Genomic DNA, 14,488 nt, shown 5'->3' on the forward strand with positions numbered 1-14,488 from the left:
TCCGCTCCTTGGGTTGAACGGCAGCGAGTCTACGGATTTCGGGGGACAGAACGGACCGAAAGGTGCACCCCGATCGGGGTTGATCCGTCCCCCAGTTCGGGGCCGGTGCGCGGCCGCCCTGCGACGCGCTCAGTCGTGGTCGAGCGCGACGACGGCCTCGAGGTGGTGGGTGTTCGGGAAGAGGTCGAACGCCTCGAGGTGCACGGGCCGCCAGCCGTGCCCGGCGAATGTCGCGAGATCGCGGGCGAGCGCGACCGGGTCGCAGGCGACGTAGACGATGCGCGCGGGTCGGAGCCCGGCGAGGGCCTCGACGACCGCCCGGCCGGCGCCGGACCGCGGCGGATCGAGCACGACCGTGGCGCCGGGGCGCTCGTCCCGCTCACGGGCGAGGAAGGCGTCGACCCGGGCGGGAACGGTCCGTGCGCCGCGCCAGGACGCCAGGTTGGCGCGCGCGTGGCGGCCGGCGGCCCTGTCGGACTCGACGCTCGTCACCCGGGTGCCGGGCCCGCCGGCGTCGCCGAGCGCCGCCGCGAGCAGGCCGACGCCGCCGTAGAGGTCCAGGTTGCCGGCGCGGGGATCGAACCGGCCGGGGTCGAGCGCCGCCTGCACCGCAGCGGTGAGCACCGAGGGGGCCTCCGGATGCACCTGCCAGAACCCGGTGGCCTCGAGCAGGAACCTGCGCTCCCCCACCCGCTCCGTGATCGGCGGATGCGCGCCCCTGCCCCCGACGGCGAACGGCTCCCCCTCGGACGGCGCCACCAGCTCGACCGAGTCCCGGTCGCGCGGCGCGGTCGGCAGCAGCGCCTCGAGCGGGGCGACGCCGAGCGGCAGGTCCTCGACCGGCACGACGGAACGGCTCCGCGCGGCGTACGGGCCGATGGCGCCGCCGGCGTCCACGTGCAGCCGCAGCCGGGTCCGGGACCGTGTGCCGTCGGGCGGCCCCGGCACCGCACGGACCTGCGGGTCCAGGGCGTCGATCGTCGCCTCCGGCAGGCGCCCCGTCCGCGCGAGCGCGTCGCGCAGCACCTCGCTCTTCAGCGCGCGCTGCCGCTCGGAGGCGATGTGGCCGAACTCGGCGCCGCCCGCCCGCTCGTCCGGATCGCGCTCCACGGACGCGGCGGCCCAGATGTGCGGGCGCCGGTCCGGCGAGGGCTCGAGCACCGCGACGGTCTCGGCGCGCAGCCACCGCTCGTGCCGGTCCTCGACGACCCGGGCGCGCACCCGCTCACCGGGCAGGGTGTCCGCGACGAACACGACGCGGCCCTCGTGCTCGGCGACCGAGACCCCGCCGTGCGCGATCCGCAGCACGTCGAGATCGAGCACCGTGCCCTCGAGACCCTGCGCATCCGTCACCGCTCCAGGGTGCCCGATCCCGGACGCCCGGACACGCACGGGCCCTCGCGGTTAGCGTGACGACATGCGTCTGGTGCTCGCCTCCACCTCCCCCGCGCGGCTCGCGCTGCTGCGCGCGGCGGGCGTCCAACCCGAGGTCGTGCCGTCCTCCGTGGACGAGCCGGCGACCGTCGCCGCGGAGGAGGAGCGGATCGGCCGGCCCCTCGACGCCGACGGGACCGTGCTGCTGCTCGCCAGGGCCAAGGCCGAGGCGGTCGCCGCCGTGCACGCCGGCGAGGACGCGCTCGTGCTCGGCGGCGACTCCGCGTTCGCGATCGACGGGCACATCCACGGCAAGCCCGGCACCCCCGAACGCGCGCTCGAGCGCTGGCGGGCGCAGCGCGGTCGGGAGGGCGTGCTGCACTCCGGCCAATGGCTGATCGACGGGCGCACGGGCCGCGGTGACGGGGCCGTCACCCGGGCGCTCGTCCGCTTCGCCGCCGACCTGACCGACGCCGAGCTCGCCGCCTACGTGGCCTCCGGGGAGCCGCTCGCGGTCGCGGGCGCCTTCACGATCGACAGCCTCGGCGGTCCGTTCATCGACCGGATCGAGGGCGACCCGTCGACCGTCATCGGCCTGTCACTGCCCGCCCTGCGCCGCCTGGTACGGGCGACCGGCGTCGAATGGACGGCGTTGTGGTCCCGCTGAGCCGGTCCTACACGCGGGATGCGGCCATCGAGGATGTAGGAATCGGACGGCGCTTCCGGCAGGAGTTTGTCGCACGCTTCCAAGGGAGCGGCCGCGCCCGCGAATAGGGTGAGGGATCATGTCGGGAGGAGCGCAGCGCCGGATCACGAAGGTGCTGATCGCGAACCGGGGTGAGATCGCCGTCCGGATCATCCGCGCCGCGAGGGACGCCGGCATCGGCTCGGTCGCCGTGTACGCCGATCAGGACCGCGACGCACGCCACGTGCGGCTCGCCGACGAGGCCTACGCGCTGAACGGCACCACGAGCGCCGAGACGTACCTCGTCATAGAGAAGCTGCTCTCCGTCGCGCGCCGCAGCGGCGCCGACGCCGTGCATCCGGGCTACGGCTTCCTCGCCGAGCGCTCCGACTTCGCGCAGGCCGTGATCGACGCGGGTCTGATCTGGATCGGCCCGCCGCCGTCGGCCATCGACCAGCTCGGTGACAAGGTGACCGCCCGGCACGTCGCCGAGCGGGTGGGCGCGCCGCTCGCGCCCGGCACGCTGAACCCCGTCGCCGACGCGAGCGAGGTGGTCGCCTTCGCCGACGAGGTGGGGCTGCCCATCGCGATCAAGGCGGCGTTCGGCGGCGGCGGCCGCGGCCTGAAGGTCGCACGCACCCGCGAGGAGATCCCGGAGCTCTTCGACTCCGCCACCCGTGAGGCCATCGCGGCGTTCGGCCGCGGCGAGTGCTTCGTCGAGAAGTACCTCGACCGGCCCCGCCACGTGGAGACGCAGTGCCTGGCCGACGAGCACGGGAACGTCGTCGTCGTGTCGACCCGCGACTGCTCCCTGCAGCGCCGCCACCAGAAGCTCGTCGAGGAGGCGCCTGCGCCGTTCCTGACGGACGAGCAGACCGCGCTGCTCTACTCGGCGTCGAAGGCGATCCTGAAGGAGACCGGCTACGTCGGCGCCGGCACCTGCGAGTTCCTCGTCGGCGCGGACGGCACCGTCTCCTTCCTCGAGGTGAACACGCGCCTCCAGGTGGAGCACCCGGTCTCGGAGGAGGTCACGGGGCTCGACCTGGTGCGCGAGCAGTTCCGCCTCGCGGAGGGTCAGGAGCTCGGCTACGACGACCCCGCCCCGCGCGGCCACTCGATCGAGTTCCGGATCAACGGCGAGGACCCCGGCCGCAACTTCCTGCCCTCCCCCGGCCCGGTGCAGGCGTTCCGCGTACCCGGCGGCCCCGGCGTGCGCATCGACTCGGGGGTCACCACGGGGGACGTCGTCTCCGGCGCCTTCGACTCGATGCTCGCGAAGCTCGTCGTCACCGGATCCGACCGCAACGACGCGATCGAGCGCTCCCGCCGTGCGCTCGCCGAGTTCGAGGTCGCGGGCCTGCCGACGGTGCTCCCGTTCCACCGCGCGGTCGTCCGCGACCCGGCGTTCACGGCGCCCGACGGCGTCTTCGGCGTGCACACCCGGTGGATCGAGACCGAGTTCGTCAACGACCTCGAGCCCTGGAGCGGGTCCTTGGGCGACCAGGACCTCCGCGACGCGACCGCCGACGACCGGCATCGCGTGACCGTCGAGGTCAACGGCAAGCGGATCGAGGTGTCGCTGCCCGCCGCGCTCGCGAAGGGCGACGGCGGGCTCTCGCCCGCGGCGCCCCCGCCCCGTCGGCGCAGCACGGTCAGCCGCGCGGCCGGTGCATCCGGCAACGCCGTCAAGGCGCCGATGCAGGCGACGGTGGTGAAGGTCGTGGTCGCGCCGGGGCAGCGGGTCGTCTCCGGCGACCTCGTCGCGGTGCTCGAGGCCATGAAGATGGAGCAGCCGATCACCGCGCACCGCGACGGCGTGGTCGCCGGCCTCACCGCGAAGGCGGGCACGACGGTCGCTGCCGGCACCGTGCTGCTCGAGATCCTCGACCCGGAGCCCGCGCTCGCGACCGCCTGACGGAGGCGCCCGCCGACTCGTCAGGCGACGATGTGCATCGCACGCGCCGCGTCGGTGATCGCCCCGGAGAGCGACGGGTAGACGCTGAACGCCCGCGCCAGCTGATCCACGGTGAGCCGGTGCTCGACCGCGAGCGCGATGGGGAGGATGAGCTCGCTCGCCCGCGGCGCCACGATGACCCCGCCGATCACGGTGCCCGATCCGGTGCGAGCGAACAGCTTCACGAAGCCGTCCTTCAGCCCCTGCATCTTCGCGCGGGGGTTCTGGCTGAGCGGCAGCTTGTAGATCTCGCCCTGCGCGACGCCGTCCTCGATCTGGCGCTGCGTCCAGCCGACCGTCGCGATCTCCGGCTGCGTGAAGACGTTCGAGGTGACGTTGCGCAGCTCGAGCGGGGTCACCGCGTCGCCGAGCGCGTGGAAGACGGCGGTCCGGCCCTGCATCGAGGCGACGGAGGCGAGCGGCAGGGCGGTCGTGCAGTCCCCCGCCGCGTACACGGCCGGCTGCGACGTGCTCGCGACCCGGTTCACGCGGATGTGGCCCGAGGGCGCGAGCTGCACGCCCGCCTCCGCGAGGCCGATGCCCTCCGTGTTGGGCACCGACCCGACGGCCATGAGGCAGTGGCTGCCGCGCACCTCGCGGCCGTCGGAGAGGACCGCGACCACGCCGTCGCCGTCGCGGCGCACCGACGTGGCCCGGCTGCGGGAGAGCAGGTGCATGCCGCCACGGGTGAAGACGTCCTCGAGCACGGCGGCCGCGTCCGCGTCCTCCCCCGGCAGCACGCGGTCGCGGCTCGAGACCAGGGTGACCTCGCTGCCGAGCTGCATGTAGGCGGAGGCGAACTCGGCGCCGGTGACGCCGGAACCGACGACGACGAGGTGCTCCGGCACCTCGTCGAGCTCGTACAGCTGGGTCCAGGTGAGGATGCGCTCGCCGTCGGGCATGGCGGTGGGCAGCTTGCGCGGACTGGACCCCGTGGCGATGACCACCGTGTCCGCCTCGATCTCGTCGAAGTCGTGCGCCGTGCGGCCCTTGCCGGTCGAGACGATCACCCGGCCCGGCGCGTCGAGGCGCCCCTCCCCGGTCACGATCCGCACGCCCGCCTGCTCGAGGTTGCCCCGCATGTCCTCGGACTGCTGCCGGGCGAGGGCCCGGACGCGGCGGTTGATCGTCCCGAGGTTCACGGCGACGTCGGGGCGGCTGGCGCGGCCCGCCGAGTTCGGCACGGAGAACTGCACGCCGAGCTCGCCCGCGCTCGAGATCCCCTCGGTCGCCTCGGCCGTCGCGATCAAGGTCTTCGAGGGGACCACGTCGGTGAGCACGGCGGCGCCGCCGACGCCCTGGCGCTCGACGACCGTGACGTCGGCTCCGAGCTGGGCGCCGGCCAGCGCGGCCTCGTAGCCGCCGGGGCCGCCGCCGATCACCGCGATGCGCTGCTTGCGGTCGAACTCGTAGGGCATGGGGCCATTCTGGCGGCTCGGGGCGCCGCGATCGGCGCTCGTAGCATTGCGGCATGGCCGAGCCCTCCCTCGACGACCTCGAGACCCCACCCACCGCCGTCGCCGAGCTCGCCGCCGCGGCGCTCGCGGAACGCACCGGCGTCGCGCGGCACGACATCGCCCTCACCCTCGGCAGCGGCTGGGGGCGTGCGGCCGAGCGGCTCGGCCGCACCGTCGCGGTCGTCTCGGCCGAGGACGTCCCCGGCTTCAGCGTCTCCGGCGTGCCGGGGCACTCCGGCACGCTCACCTCGATCGAACTCGAGCACGGCCTGCATGCGCTGGTCATCGGCGCCCGCACGCACTTCTACGAGGGCAGGGGCGTCCGCCGGGTCGTGCACAGCGTCCGCACCGCCGCCGTCGCGGGGGCGCGGGTGATGGTCCTCACGAACGGCGCCGGCGGCATCCGCCCGCACTGGACCCCCGGCACGCCGGTGCTCATCGACGACCACATCAACCTGACGGCCGCATCGCCCCTCGAGGGGGCCACCTTCGTCGACCTCACCGACCTGTACTCACGACGGCTGCGCGCGATCGCGCGCCGGGTCGATCCGAGCCTCGACGAGGGTGTGTACGTGCAGTTCCGCGGGCCCCACTACGAGACGCCGGCCGAGGTGGCGATGGCGCGCACGATGGGCGGCTCGATCGTCGGCATGTCGACGGCCCTCGAGGCGATCGCAGCCAGGGAGTCGGGCGTGGAGGTGCTCGGGATGTCGCTCATCACGAACCTCGCCGCGGGCATCCAGTCCACGCCGCTCAGCCATGCGGAGGTGCTCGCCGCCGGCAAGGAGGCCGAGCCGCGGCTCGCCGATCTGCTCGCCCGCATCGTCGCAGCGATCGCCGACGACCTGGCGGCGGCGTGAGCGGGGACCTGCGTGCCGCCGCCGAGGCGTGGCTCGCGATCGATCCGGATCCGGACACCGTCGCGGAGCTCCGGGGCCTGCTCGACGCGCGCGACGACGCGGCGCTGGCCGACCGGTTCGGCGCACGCCTCGAGTTCGGCACCGCCGGTCTCCGCGGTGCCCTCGGCGCCGGACCCCACCGGATGAACCGCGTCGTCGTGCTGCGCACGTCGGCCGCACTCGCCCGCTTCCTCGCGACCCGCACCGACCGGCCGTCCGTCGTGGTCGGCCACGACGCCCGACACAAGTCCGACGTCTTCGCCCGCGACGCGGCGGAAGCGCTCGCCGCGGCTGGCGTCGCCGTCACGCTGCTGCCGCGCGCCCTGCCGACGCCGGTCCTCGCCTTCGCGGTGCGGGATCTCGGCGCGAGCGCCGGCGTGATGATCACCGCGTCCCACAACCCGGCGCCCGACAACGGCTACAAGCTCTACCTCGGTGGGCCGGACGCCGGCTCGCAGCTCGTGAGCCCGGACGACGGGCGCATGCTGGAGCAGATCGACGCGGTCACGGCCGAGGGCGGCCTGCCGCCGCGGTCGGCCGCCGTGACGCTCGCCGGGGACGACCTCGTCGGGCGGTACGTGACCGCGACGGCCCGGCTCGCGGCCGGCGTGCACGGGGACCTGGCGTGGGTGTACACCCCGATGCACGGCGTGGGCCTCGCCACGGTGCGCCAGGTGCTGGCGGCCGCCGGGCTGCCGGATCCGGTCGTCGTGCTGTCGCAGGCGGATCCGGACCCCGACTTCCCCACCGCGCCGTTCCCGAACCCCGAGGAGCCGGGCACCCTCGATGCGGCCTTCGCGGCCGCCAGGGAGTCGCACGCCGTGCTCGTGCTCGCGAACGACCCGGACGCCGATCGCCTCGCGGTCGCGATCCCGGACGGCGACGGCGGCTGGCGGCGCCTCAGCGGCAACGAGACGGGCCTGCTGCTCGGCTGGACCATCGCGTCGACGACCGGCGCCGCCGGCGGGACGCTCGCGACCTCGATCGTCTCGACGCCCGGCCTCGAGCGGATCGCGGACCGGTTCGGGTTCCTCTTCAGCCGCACGCTGACCGGCTTCAAGTGGATCTCCCGCGCTCCCGCGCTGCTGTTCGGGTTCGAGGAGGCGCTCGGCTACCTCGTCGATCCCGACACGGTGCACGACAAGGACGGCATCTCCGCGCTCGTCGTCGTCCTCCGTGAGGCGGCGCGGCTCGCGGCGGAGGGCCGGACCCTCGGGAACCGGCTCGCGGAGATCGAGGCCGCGATCGGCCGGTTCGACTCCGACCAGATCTCGCTCCGCGTCGCCGACCTGGCCGAGATCGACCGGATCATGGCACGGCTCCGCGATGCACCGCCGAAGGACGTCGGCGGGCTTGCGGTCGACTCGATCGACGACCTCAGGGACGGCGCGGAGGGGCTGCCGCCGTCGGACGTGCTGCGGTTCGCCCTCGCCGGCGGCGCGCGCCTCGTCGTGCGGCCGAGCGGCACCGAGCCGAAGCTGAAGGCCTACCTCGACGTGTGGTCGGAGGCGGCGACCCCGGCGGCCCGGCGCGCGGAGACGGACGCGAAGCTGTCAGCCCTGCGCGAGGGCACCCACGCCCTCCTCACACCCTCCTCGGATTGAGAGTCGCCACGTTCTGCGGTCATGGCACGGATATGACTGCAGAAACCGGGAGCTCGGAGGGGAGGGAGGGGCGGGGTCACTCGCCGAGGGCGTCGCCGAGCTTCTCGGTCAGCTCCTCCTGATCGAGGATGTTCTGGATGACGATCACCTGCGCGTAGGTGCGCCCGATGTGCTTCACATGCTCCGGCGTCGCGAGGATCACCTGCACGTCCTCGGCGAGCTCGTGCACGTGGTCCACGTCCGTCGCGACGACCTCGGCGTCGATCCCGAGCCGGCCGAGCGCCCGCGAGGCGGACACCCGCAGGATCTCGCTCGTGCCGACGCCCGCGCCGCAGATGGTGAGGATCTTCACTGTCACGTCAGATCGCCTCGAATCCGCGGGTGAGGGTGTCGCCGAGCTCGTCGCGGTCCTCGAGCGGCAGGAAGGCCGCCTCGGCCGCGTTCAGCTGGAAGGTGAGCAGGTCGTCGAGGTCGTAGTCGAACGCCTCCGTGAGCAGCGCCAGCTCCTTGGAGAGGCTCGTGTCGCTCATGAGCCGGTTGTCGGTGTTCACGGTCACCCGGAAGCCGAGCTGGTACAGCAGGTCGAACGGGTGGTCCTCGAGCCGATCGCCCCACGCGGCGATCGCGCCGGTCTGCAGGTTCGACTGCGGTGACAGCTCGAGCGGGATCTGCCGGTCGCGGACCCACCGCGCGAGCCGCCCGACGGTCACGTAGGAGTTGTCCTGGTCCTCGCGCTCGAGCACGAGGTCCTCCGCGATCCGCACCCCGTGGCCGAGCCGCAGCGCGCGGCCGTCGACGAGGGCCGAGCGGATGGAGTCGAGCCCGTCGGCCTCGCCCGCGTGCACGGTGGCGGGGAAGCAGTGCTCGGCGAGGAAGTCGAAGGCGATGCGGTGCCGCGACGGCGGGAAGCCGGCCTCGGCGCCCGCGATGTCGAAGCCCACCGCACCGTGGTCGCGGTGCCGGAGCGCGAGCTCGGCGATCTCGAGGGCGCGGTCGTTGTGCCGCATCGCGGTGATCAGCTGCCCGACGCGGATGCCGTGCCCGTCCTGCCGCACGGCCTCGACGCCCTGCTCGAGGCCCGCCTGCACGGCCTCGACCGCTTGATCGAGGGTCAGGCCGCCCGTCAGGTGCTGCTCGGGCGCCCACCGGACCTCGCCGTAGACGACGCCGTCGGCGGCGAGGTCGAGCACGTACTCGCGGGCCACCCTGGAGAGCTGCGCCGCGGTCTGCATGACCGCGGTGGTGACGTCGAAGGTCGTCAGGTAGTCGACGAGCGATCCGGAGTCGGCCTGCTCGTGGAACCACGTGTCGAGCGCCGGCGGGTCGGTCTCGGGGAGGTCGATCCCCGCCTCATCCGCGAGCTCGACGATCGTCGTGGCGCGGAGGGCGCCGTCGAGGTGGTCGTGCAGCGACACCTTCGGCAGGCGCGCGGCGTCCACGTCGTTCCACAGCAACCACCCTGAAGCCCCCGGCACGGGCTCAGGCTACCGGGCGCGGGCCTCGCGTGCCGGGCGGGTTCGGCCGTCGGCGGCGATGCGGCCGGCGATGAGGGGACGCGGCTCCACGGCGGTCCCGGCGGGAGCGATCCTCATGGCGTCGCGCAGCATCGACTCGGCGCGCGGGATGCGCCCCGAGTCGTCCGTGAGCAGCGTCGCGAGGGGCTGACCGGCGCTCACGCGATCGCCGCGCTTGGCGTGCAGCAGCACGCCGGCCCCCGCCTGCACGGGGTCGCCCTGGCGGGCCCGGCCGGCGCCGAGCCGCCAGGCCGCGACCCCGACGCCCTTGGCCTCCTGCTCGACGAGCACGCCGTCCGTCTCCGCGGTGATGGTGGTGCGCTCCCGCGCCTCGGGCAGCGGCGCGTCGGGGTCGCCGCCCTGCGCGGCGACCATCCGCCGCCAGACGTCCATCGCCCGGCCGTCGTCGAGGGCGGCGGCGGGATCCGCGTCGGGCTGCCCGGCGAGTGCGAGCATCTCGCGGGCGAGCGCGACGGTGAGCTCCCGCACGTCGGCGGGGCCGCCGCCGGCGAGCACCTCGACGCTCTCGGCGACCTCGACCGCGTTGCCCACCGCGAGACCGAGCGGCACGCTCATGTCCGTGAGGAGCGCGACCGTGGTGACCCCGGCGTCCGTACCGAGGTCGACCATCGTGCGCGCGAGCTCGTCCGCGTCCTCCCGCCGCTGCATGAAGGCGCCGGAGCCGAACTTCACGTCGAGCACGAGCGCCGAGGTCCCCTCGGCGATCTTCTTCGACATGATGCTCGACGCGATGAGCGGGATGGCCTCGACCGTGCCGGTGGTGTCGCGGAGGGCGTAGAGCCGCTTGTCGGCGGGCGCGAGGTCGCCGCCGGCGGCGCAGATCACGGCGCCGATGTCCGCGAGCTGCCGTCGCATCTCGTCGGGCGTCACGTCGGCCCGCCAGCCCGGGATTGACTCGAGCTTGTCGAGGGTGCCGCCGGTGTGCCCGAGGCCGCGGCCGGAGAGTTGCGGCACCGCGACGCCGAACGCGGCGACGAGGGGCGCGAGAGGCAGCGTGATCTTGTCGCCGACGCCGCCGGTCGAGTGCTTGTCGACGGTCGGGCGGCTGAGGCCGTCGAAGGACATCCGCTCGCCGGAAGCGATCATCGCGAGCGTGAGGTCCCGGATCTCGCGGCGGTCCATGCCGTTCAGCAGCACCGCCATCGCCCAGGCGGACATCTGCTCGTCGGCGACGACGCCCCGCGTGTACGCGTCGACCAGCCAGTCGATCTCGGCGGTCTCGAGCGTGCGGCGCTCCCGCTTGGCGACGATGAGGTCGACGGCGTCGAAGGATTCGGTCACGCCCGTCACGGTAGCCGGGTCAGGTCAGGGCCCCGGCGACGACGACGCCCCGGCTGACCACCGCCACGATCTCCTCGACCCGCAGGGCGTCGAGGTCCTCCCACGGCCGGCGCCGCAGCAGGACGAGGTCCGCCTTCGCCCCGGGCCGCAGGCGCCCGAGGTCCTCCCGGCCGAGAGCTCGCGCGGCCGCCGACGTAGCGGCGACGAGCGCTCGCTCCGCGTCCCAGCCGAACAGGTCGGCCATGCGGCGCACCTCCGTCATCTGCTCGCCGAAGCGCACGTGGAAGCCGTTCGCATCGGTGCCGAGGACGAAGTCGACCCCGCGCCGGGCGGCGTCGACGAGCCGCGGGTCCCGCTGATCCAGCAGCTCGCCGGCCTTCGCGGCCTGATCGGCGGACGCGCCGCGTCCCTCGGCGATCCGGTCGTTGATGAGCAGCGTCGGCGCGATCGGGATGCCGCGGCGCACGACGGCCTCGGCCTGCTCGCCGGTGATCAGTGTGCCGTGCTCGATCGAGTCGACACCCTGCTGGAGGGCGATGCGGATGCCCTCCTCCGTATGCGCGTGCGCCGCGACCCGCATCCCGAGCGCGTGCGCCTCGTCGACGATCGCCCCGATCTCCTCCGGGTGTGGTTGCGCCACGCGGCACGGTCCCCGACCGACAGGACGCCGCCGCTCGTCGCGATCTTGATCCCGTCGGCGCCGGCCCGCGCCCAGTGCCGGACCAGCCTCCGGCACTCGTCGGGCCCGTCCGCGACCGGCGGCCGGTTCGCGATCGCGGCCGGCGTGACGAGGTCGGCGTGGCCGGCGGTCATGCCGACCATGCCGTACGCGAGCAGTCGCGGCCCGGGCACCACCCCCGCGTCGAGCGCGCGGCGGAGCGAGAACTGCATGTCGTCGGCCGCGAGGTCGCGCAGCGTCGTCACACCGCCGGCGAGCGCGGCCCGCGCGTTCGCGAGCCCGTGCAGCACGCGCTCCTCCGGCCGGGTGACGAGCGGCCAGGTGAGGAAGTCGACCGCCGCGCCGGTGGACTGGCCGATGAGGTGCACGTGCGTGTCGATCAGGCCGGGGATCGCGGCGCAGCGGGCCGTCGGCGCCGGCTCGACGGCGTCCACGACCGCGTCGGCCCCGACGGCGCGGAGGCGCAGTTCCACCGGCCCGCGGACGCGTTCGCCGTCCCAGAGCTCGACGCCGGCGATCCGCTCGAGCATGCCCGCCCTCCCGTCGGATCGATCCTTCCACCCGCTCCTACGATGAGCGGGTGACGGACGCCGACCCCCTGGCCCATCCCTCCCCCTCGCTCGTGATCACGGGGGCGACCGTGCTCACGCACACGGAGCCGGCGGCGCCCGGCTACCCGGACTCCCCCGGCGCCCTCCGGGCGAAGGCGGTGCTGCTGCCGGACCACGCGATCGGCGTCGTGGAGGGTGCGATCGCCTGGGTGGTGCCCACGAAGGACCTCACCGACGACGACTTGCGCGGCGCCGAGGTTCTCGACGCCCGGGGGCACGTGGCGATCCCTGGCCTCATCAACTGCCACACGCACTCGGCGATGACGATGTTCCGGTCGGCGGCGGAGGACGTGCCGACCTCGTCGTGGTTCAACGACCACATCTGGCCGATGGAGGTGAACCTCACCCCCCGCGACGTCGCGCTCGGGGCCCGGCTCGCGATCGGCGAGATGCTGCTCGCCGGCGTCACCACCTTCGCCGACCACTACTTCTCGATGGACGAGATCGCCCGCGAGGTGGAGTCCTCGGGCATCCGTGCGCTGCTCGCCCCGACGTACTTCTCCTCCGAGGGCCCGGCCGGGCTCGAGCGCTCGGCGGCGTTCGCCGAGGAGTGGCACGGCCGGGCCGACGGCCGCATCACCGCCGCCATGGGTCCGCACGCCACGTACACGGTGAACGACGCGGACCTGACGCGGACGGCGGAGGTCGCGTCCCGGCTCGGCGTGCTCACGCACATCCATGCGGCCGAGGGCATGAACCAGACGGAGTCGAGCCTCGCCTCCCGGGGGATGACGCCGATGCAGGTGCTGCACGACACGGGCCTGCTCGACTCGGGCGTGCTCATCGCCCACGGCGCGGGCATCACCGAGGACGACCTGCGCTGGCTGTCGCCCAGGGCGGACCGGATCGGCGTCGCCTGCTGCGACAAGGTCTACCTGAAGCACGCGCAGGGCAGCACCACACCGGTGCGGCTGCTGCACGACGGCGGCGTGCCGGTCGGCGTCGGCACGGACGGCCCCGGCTCGCACAACACCCTCGACGTGCTCGAGAGCATGCGGATGCTGTCCCTCGTGGAGAAGGACAAGGCGCGGGACGCCACCTGGCTCACCTCGGCGCACGCGCTCGACCTCGCCACCCGCCAGAGCGCGCTCACGGTCGGGCAGGGCGGCCGCATCGGCGCCCTGCTGCCCGGCCATCGGGCCGACATCGCCCTGATCGACCTGTCCGGTCCGCACCTCCAGCCGATGCACGACCTCCCGGCCGCGCTCGTGCTCAGCGTGAAGTCGACCGACGTGCGCACGGTCGTCGTGGACGGCCGGGTGGTCGTCCACGACGGCCGCCTCGTCGACCTCGACCTCACCGAGGCGATCGAGGAGCTCAACCGGCGCGTGCCCGAGCTCCGTGACACGTCCCACGGACGCCGCATCCAGGACTACGACCCCTGATGCGCTGCTACGGCCATGGCCACCCGGGCGCGCGGGAACGGGAAGCGACGCTCGTGCCCGAGCGTCGCCGCGACGCCGGCGCGCCCTTCTCGACGCCGGCGGCGAGGAATCGATGCGGGGTGCTCGCCGACCCCCTGCGCTGACGCCGGGGGACGGACGTCCTACGCTCGGCCTCACGAGGCGTCTGGAGGCGGTCCGCGATGGAACCCGGTCACCGAGGGGTCGCAGGGACGGACTGGCGCGCGGAGGCGGAGACGCTCGCCTCGGCGGATACGGCGGGGCAGCTCGACGCCGACGGGCGGGCGCGGCTCGGGCTCGCCCTGGAGCTGACGGGGCGGACCGACGAGGCCGTGCACGCCTGGGACCGCGCCCACCGGGCGTACGCGGAGGCGGGCGATGCCGCCGCGGCCGCCCGCTGCGTCTTCTGGATCGGCTTCACGCTCGGCAACCGCGGCGACGCTGTCCGAGCCGGGGCCTGGGCGGCTCGCCTCGAGGAGCTGGCCGCCGATGCGCGGCCGGACTCGCCGACGGCCGTCCTCGTCCTGCTCGCACGTGCCTCCCTCGGCTGGTCCGCCGGCGACGGGCGGGGCGCCGTGCGGCTCTTCGAGCAGGCGGTCACGCAGGCGGACCGGCTGGGCGACGCCGACCTGCTGATCCTCGCGCTCATGGGCTGCGGCCGGTCGCTCGTCGCGGGTGGCGACACGGAGCGGGGCTTCGCCTGCATGGACCGGGTGATGCTCGAGATCGCGTCGGGGTCCGCTGGCGACCTGGTCGCCGGCGCCGGCTACTGCGCCGTGATCGCGAGCTGCATGGCCCGGCGGGACCTCGCCCGCGCCCGCGAGTGGACCGCGGCCCTGTCCGACTGGTGCGACGCCCAGGCGGGGCTGGTGCCGTACCGGGGCGCCTGCCTGCTGCACCGTGCGGCGCTGCAGCAGATCGGCGGGGCGTGGTCGGACGCCCGCGACACGCTCGACGGGCTCGCCGGGCGGCCGACGGGCCTGCCGCCCGGCGAGCGGGCGTACCG

Annotated in this window: 12 protein-coding genes and 1 pseudogene; 6 read left to right on the plus strand and 7 right to left on the minus strand. The window is 74.4% G+C overall.

Going from position 1 to position 14,488, the window contains the following annotated elements; all coding sequences use genetic code 11:
- Window positions 1–129: 129 nt before the first annotated feature.
- Entirely contained in the window at window positions 130–1,353 is a 1,224-nt protein-coding gene (locus tag JWQ92_RS09785) for a class I SAM-dependent RNA methyltransferase (RefSeq protein WP_297344268.1), read from the minus strand.
- Window positions 1,354–1,417: 64 nt separating this feature from the next.
- Here JWQ92_RS09785 and JWQ92_RS09790 point away from each other — a divergent pair, with 64 nt between their 5' ends.
- Together JWQ92_RS09790 and JWQ92_RS09795 are read left to right on the plus strand one after the other, a co-directional pair.
- Window positions 1,418–2,041, plus strand: coding sequence for a nucleoside triphosphate pyrophosphatase (locus JWQ92_RS09790; RefSeq protein WP_297344269.1), 624 nt, complete (start codon window positions 1,418–1,420; stop codon window positions 2,039–2,041).
- Window positions 2,042–2,159: 118 nt separating this feature from the next.
- Window positions 2,160–3,974 (plus strand): biotin carboxylase N-terminal domain-containing protein, encoded by a 1,815-nt coding sequence (locus tag JWQ92_RS09795; RefSeq protein ID WP_297344270.1) that lies wholly within the window; start codon window positions 2,160–2,162, stop codon window positions 3,972–3,974.
- 20 nt (window positions 3,975–3,994) lie between these two features.
- Here the strand turns inward: JWQ92_RS09795 and JWQ92_RS09800 are convergent, their stop codons facing one another.
- Entirely contained in the window at window positions 3,995–5,431 is a 1,437-nt protein-coding gene (locus JWQ92_RS09800; protein ID WP_297344271.1) for an NAD(P)H-quinone dehydrogenase, read from the minus strand.
- 53 nt (window positions 5,432–5,484) lie between these two features.
- Here JWQ92_RS09800 and JWQ92_RS09805 point away from each other — a divergent pair, with 53 nt between their 5' ends.
- Both JWQ92_RS09805 and JWQ92_RS09810 read left to right on the plus strand, forming a co-directional pair.
- Window positions 5,485–6,330, plus strand: coding sequence for a purine-nucleoside phosphorylase (locus JWQ92_RS09805; protein ID WP_297344272.1), 846 nt, complete (start codon window positions 5,485–5,487; stop codon window positions 6,328–6,330).
- A complete protein-coding gene (locus JWQ92_RS09810; RefSeq protein ID WP_297344273.1) occupies window positions 6,327–7,973 on the plus strand; it encodes a phospho-sugar mutase in 1,647 nt (548 codons plus the stop codon). The genes JWQ92_RS09805 and JWQ92_RS09810 overlap by 4 nt, the downstream gene beginning before the upstream one ends.
- Window positions 7,974–8,049: 76 nt before the next feature.
- Here the strand turns inward: JWQ92_RS09810 and JWQ92_RS09815 are convergent, their stop codons facing one another.
- Genes JWQ92_RS09815 through JWQ92_RS09835 form a run of 5 tightly spaced genes read right to left on the minus strand, consistent with a single transcriptional unit; the run spans window position 8,050 to window position 11,998 of the window.
- The gene (locus tag JWQ92_RS09815) at window positions 8,050–8,331 is read right to left on the minus strand and encodes a PTS sugar transporter subunit IIB (RefSeq protein WP_297344274.1); all 282 of its coding nucleotides are present in this window, start codon (window positions 8,329–8,331) and stop codon (window positions 8,050–8,052) included.
- A gap of 1 nt (window position 8,332) precedes the next feature.
- The gene (locus JWQ92_RS09820; RefSeq protein ID WP_297344275.1) at window positions 8,333–9,448 is read right to left on the minus strand and encodes an adenosine deaminase; all 1,116 of its coding nucleotides are present in this window, start codon (window positions 9,446–9,448) and stop codon (window positions 8,333–8,335) included.
- Window positions 9,449–9,457: 9 nt separating this feature from the next.
- Window positions 9,458–10,789, minus strand: a complete 1,332-nt coding sequence (locus JWQ92_RS09825; protein WP_297344276.1) for a thymidine phosphorylase — start codon at window positions 10,787–10,789, stop codon at window positions 9,458–9,460.
- A gap of 19 nt (window positions 10,790–10,808) precedes the next feature.
- On the minus strand, window positions 10,809–11,369 hold the full coding sequence (locus JWQ92_RS09830) for an amidohydrolase family protein (RefSeq protein ID WP_367276728.1): 561 nt from the start codon (window positions 11,367–11,369) through the stop codon (window positions 10,809–10,811).
- Window positions 11,282–11,998 carry an amidohydrolase family protein gene (locus JWQ92_RS09835; RefSeq protein ID WP_297344277.1) on the minus strand — a complete coding sequence of 239 codons (717 nt, stop codon included), beginning with the start codon at window positions 11,996–11,998 and terminating at the stop codon, window positions 11,282–11,284. Before JWQ92_RS09835 ends, JWQ92_RS09830 begins: the two co-directional genes overlap by 88 nt.
- Before the next feature lie 50 nt (window positions 11,999–12,048).
- Between JWQ92_RS09835 and JWQ92_RS09840 the strand changes: the two genes are divergently transcribed.
- Both JWQ92_RS09840 and JWQ92_RS09845 read left to right on the plus strand, forming a co-directional pair.
- Window positions 12,049–13,464: an amidohydrolase gene (locus JWQ92_RS09840; RefSeq protein WP_297344278.1), complete on the plus strand. Its 1,416-nt coding sequence runs from the start codon at window positions 12,049–12,051 to the stop codon at window positions 13,462–13,464.
- A 200-nt stretch (window positions 13,465–13,664) separates the two neighbouring features.
- Window positions 13,665–14,488 (plus strand): annotated as a pseudogene (locus tag JWQ92_RS09845) (hypothetical protein); the annotation flags it as partial.

Source organism: Amnibacterium sp., from assembly GCF_025463795.1.
Taxonomy (GTDB): domain Bacteria; phylum Actinomycetota; class Actinomycetes; order Actinomycetales; family Microbacteriaceae; genus Amnibacterium.

What these genes read in the sequence shown, in the direction of transcription:
- JWQ92_RS09790 (WP_297344269.1), top strand. Translation starts at nt 1,418, where the DNA reads ATGCGTCTGGTGCTCGCCTCCACCTCCCCCGCGCGGCTCGCGCTGCTG.
- JWQ92_RS09795 (WP_297344270.1), top strand. Translation starts at nt 2,160, where the DNA reads ATGTCGGGAGGAGCGCAGCGCCGGATCACGAAGGTGCTGATCGCGAAC.
- JWQ92_RS09800 (WP_297344271.1), bottom strand. Translation starts at nt 5,431, where the DNA reads ATGCCCTACGAGTTCGACCGCAAGCAGCGCATCGCGGTGATCGGCGGC.
- JWQ92_RS09805 (WP_297344272.1), top strand. Translation starts at nt 5,485, where the DNA reads ATGGCCGAGCCCTCCCTCGACGACCTCGAGACCCCACCCACCGCCGTC.
- JWQ92_RS09830 (WP_367276728.1), bottom strand. Translation starts at nt 11,369, where the DNA reads ATGCGGGTCGCGGCGCACGCGCATACGGAGGAGGGCATCCGCATCGCC.
- JWQ92_RS09835 (WP_297344277.1), bottom strand. Translation starts at nt 11,998, where the DNA reads ATGCTCGAGCGGATCGCCGGCGTCGAGCTCTGGGACGGCGAACGCGTC.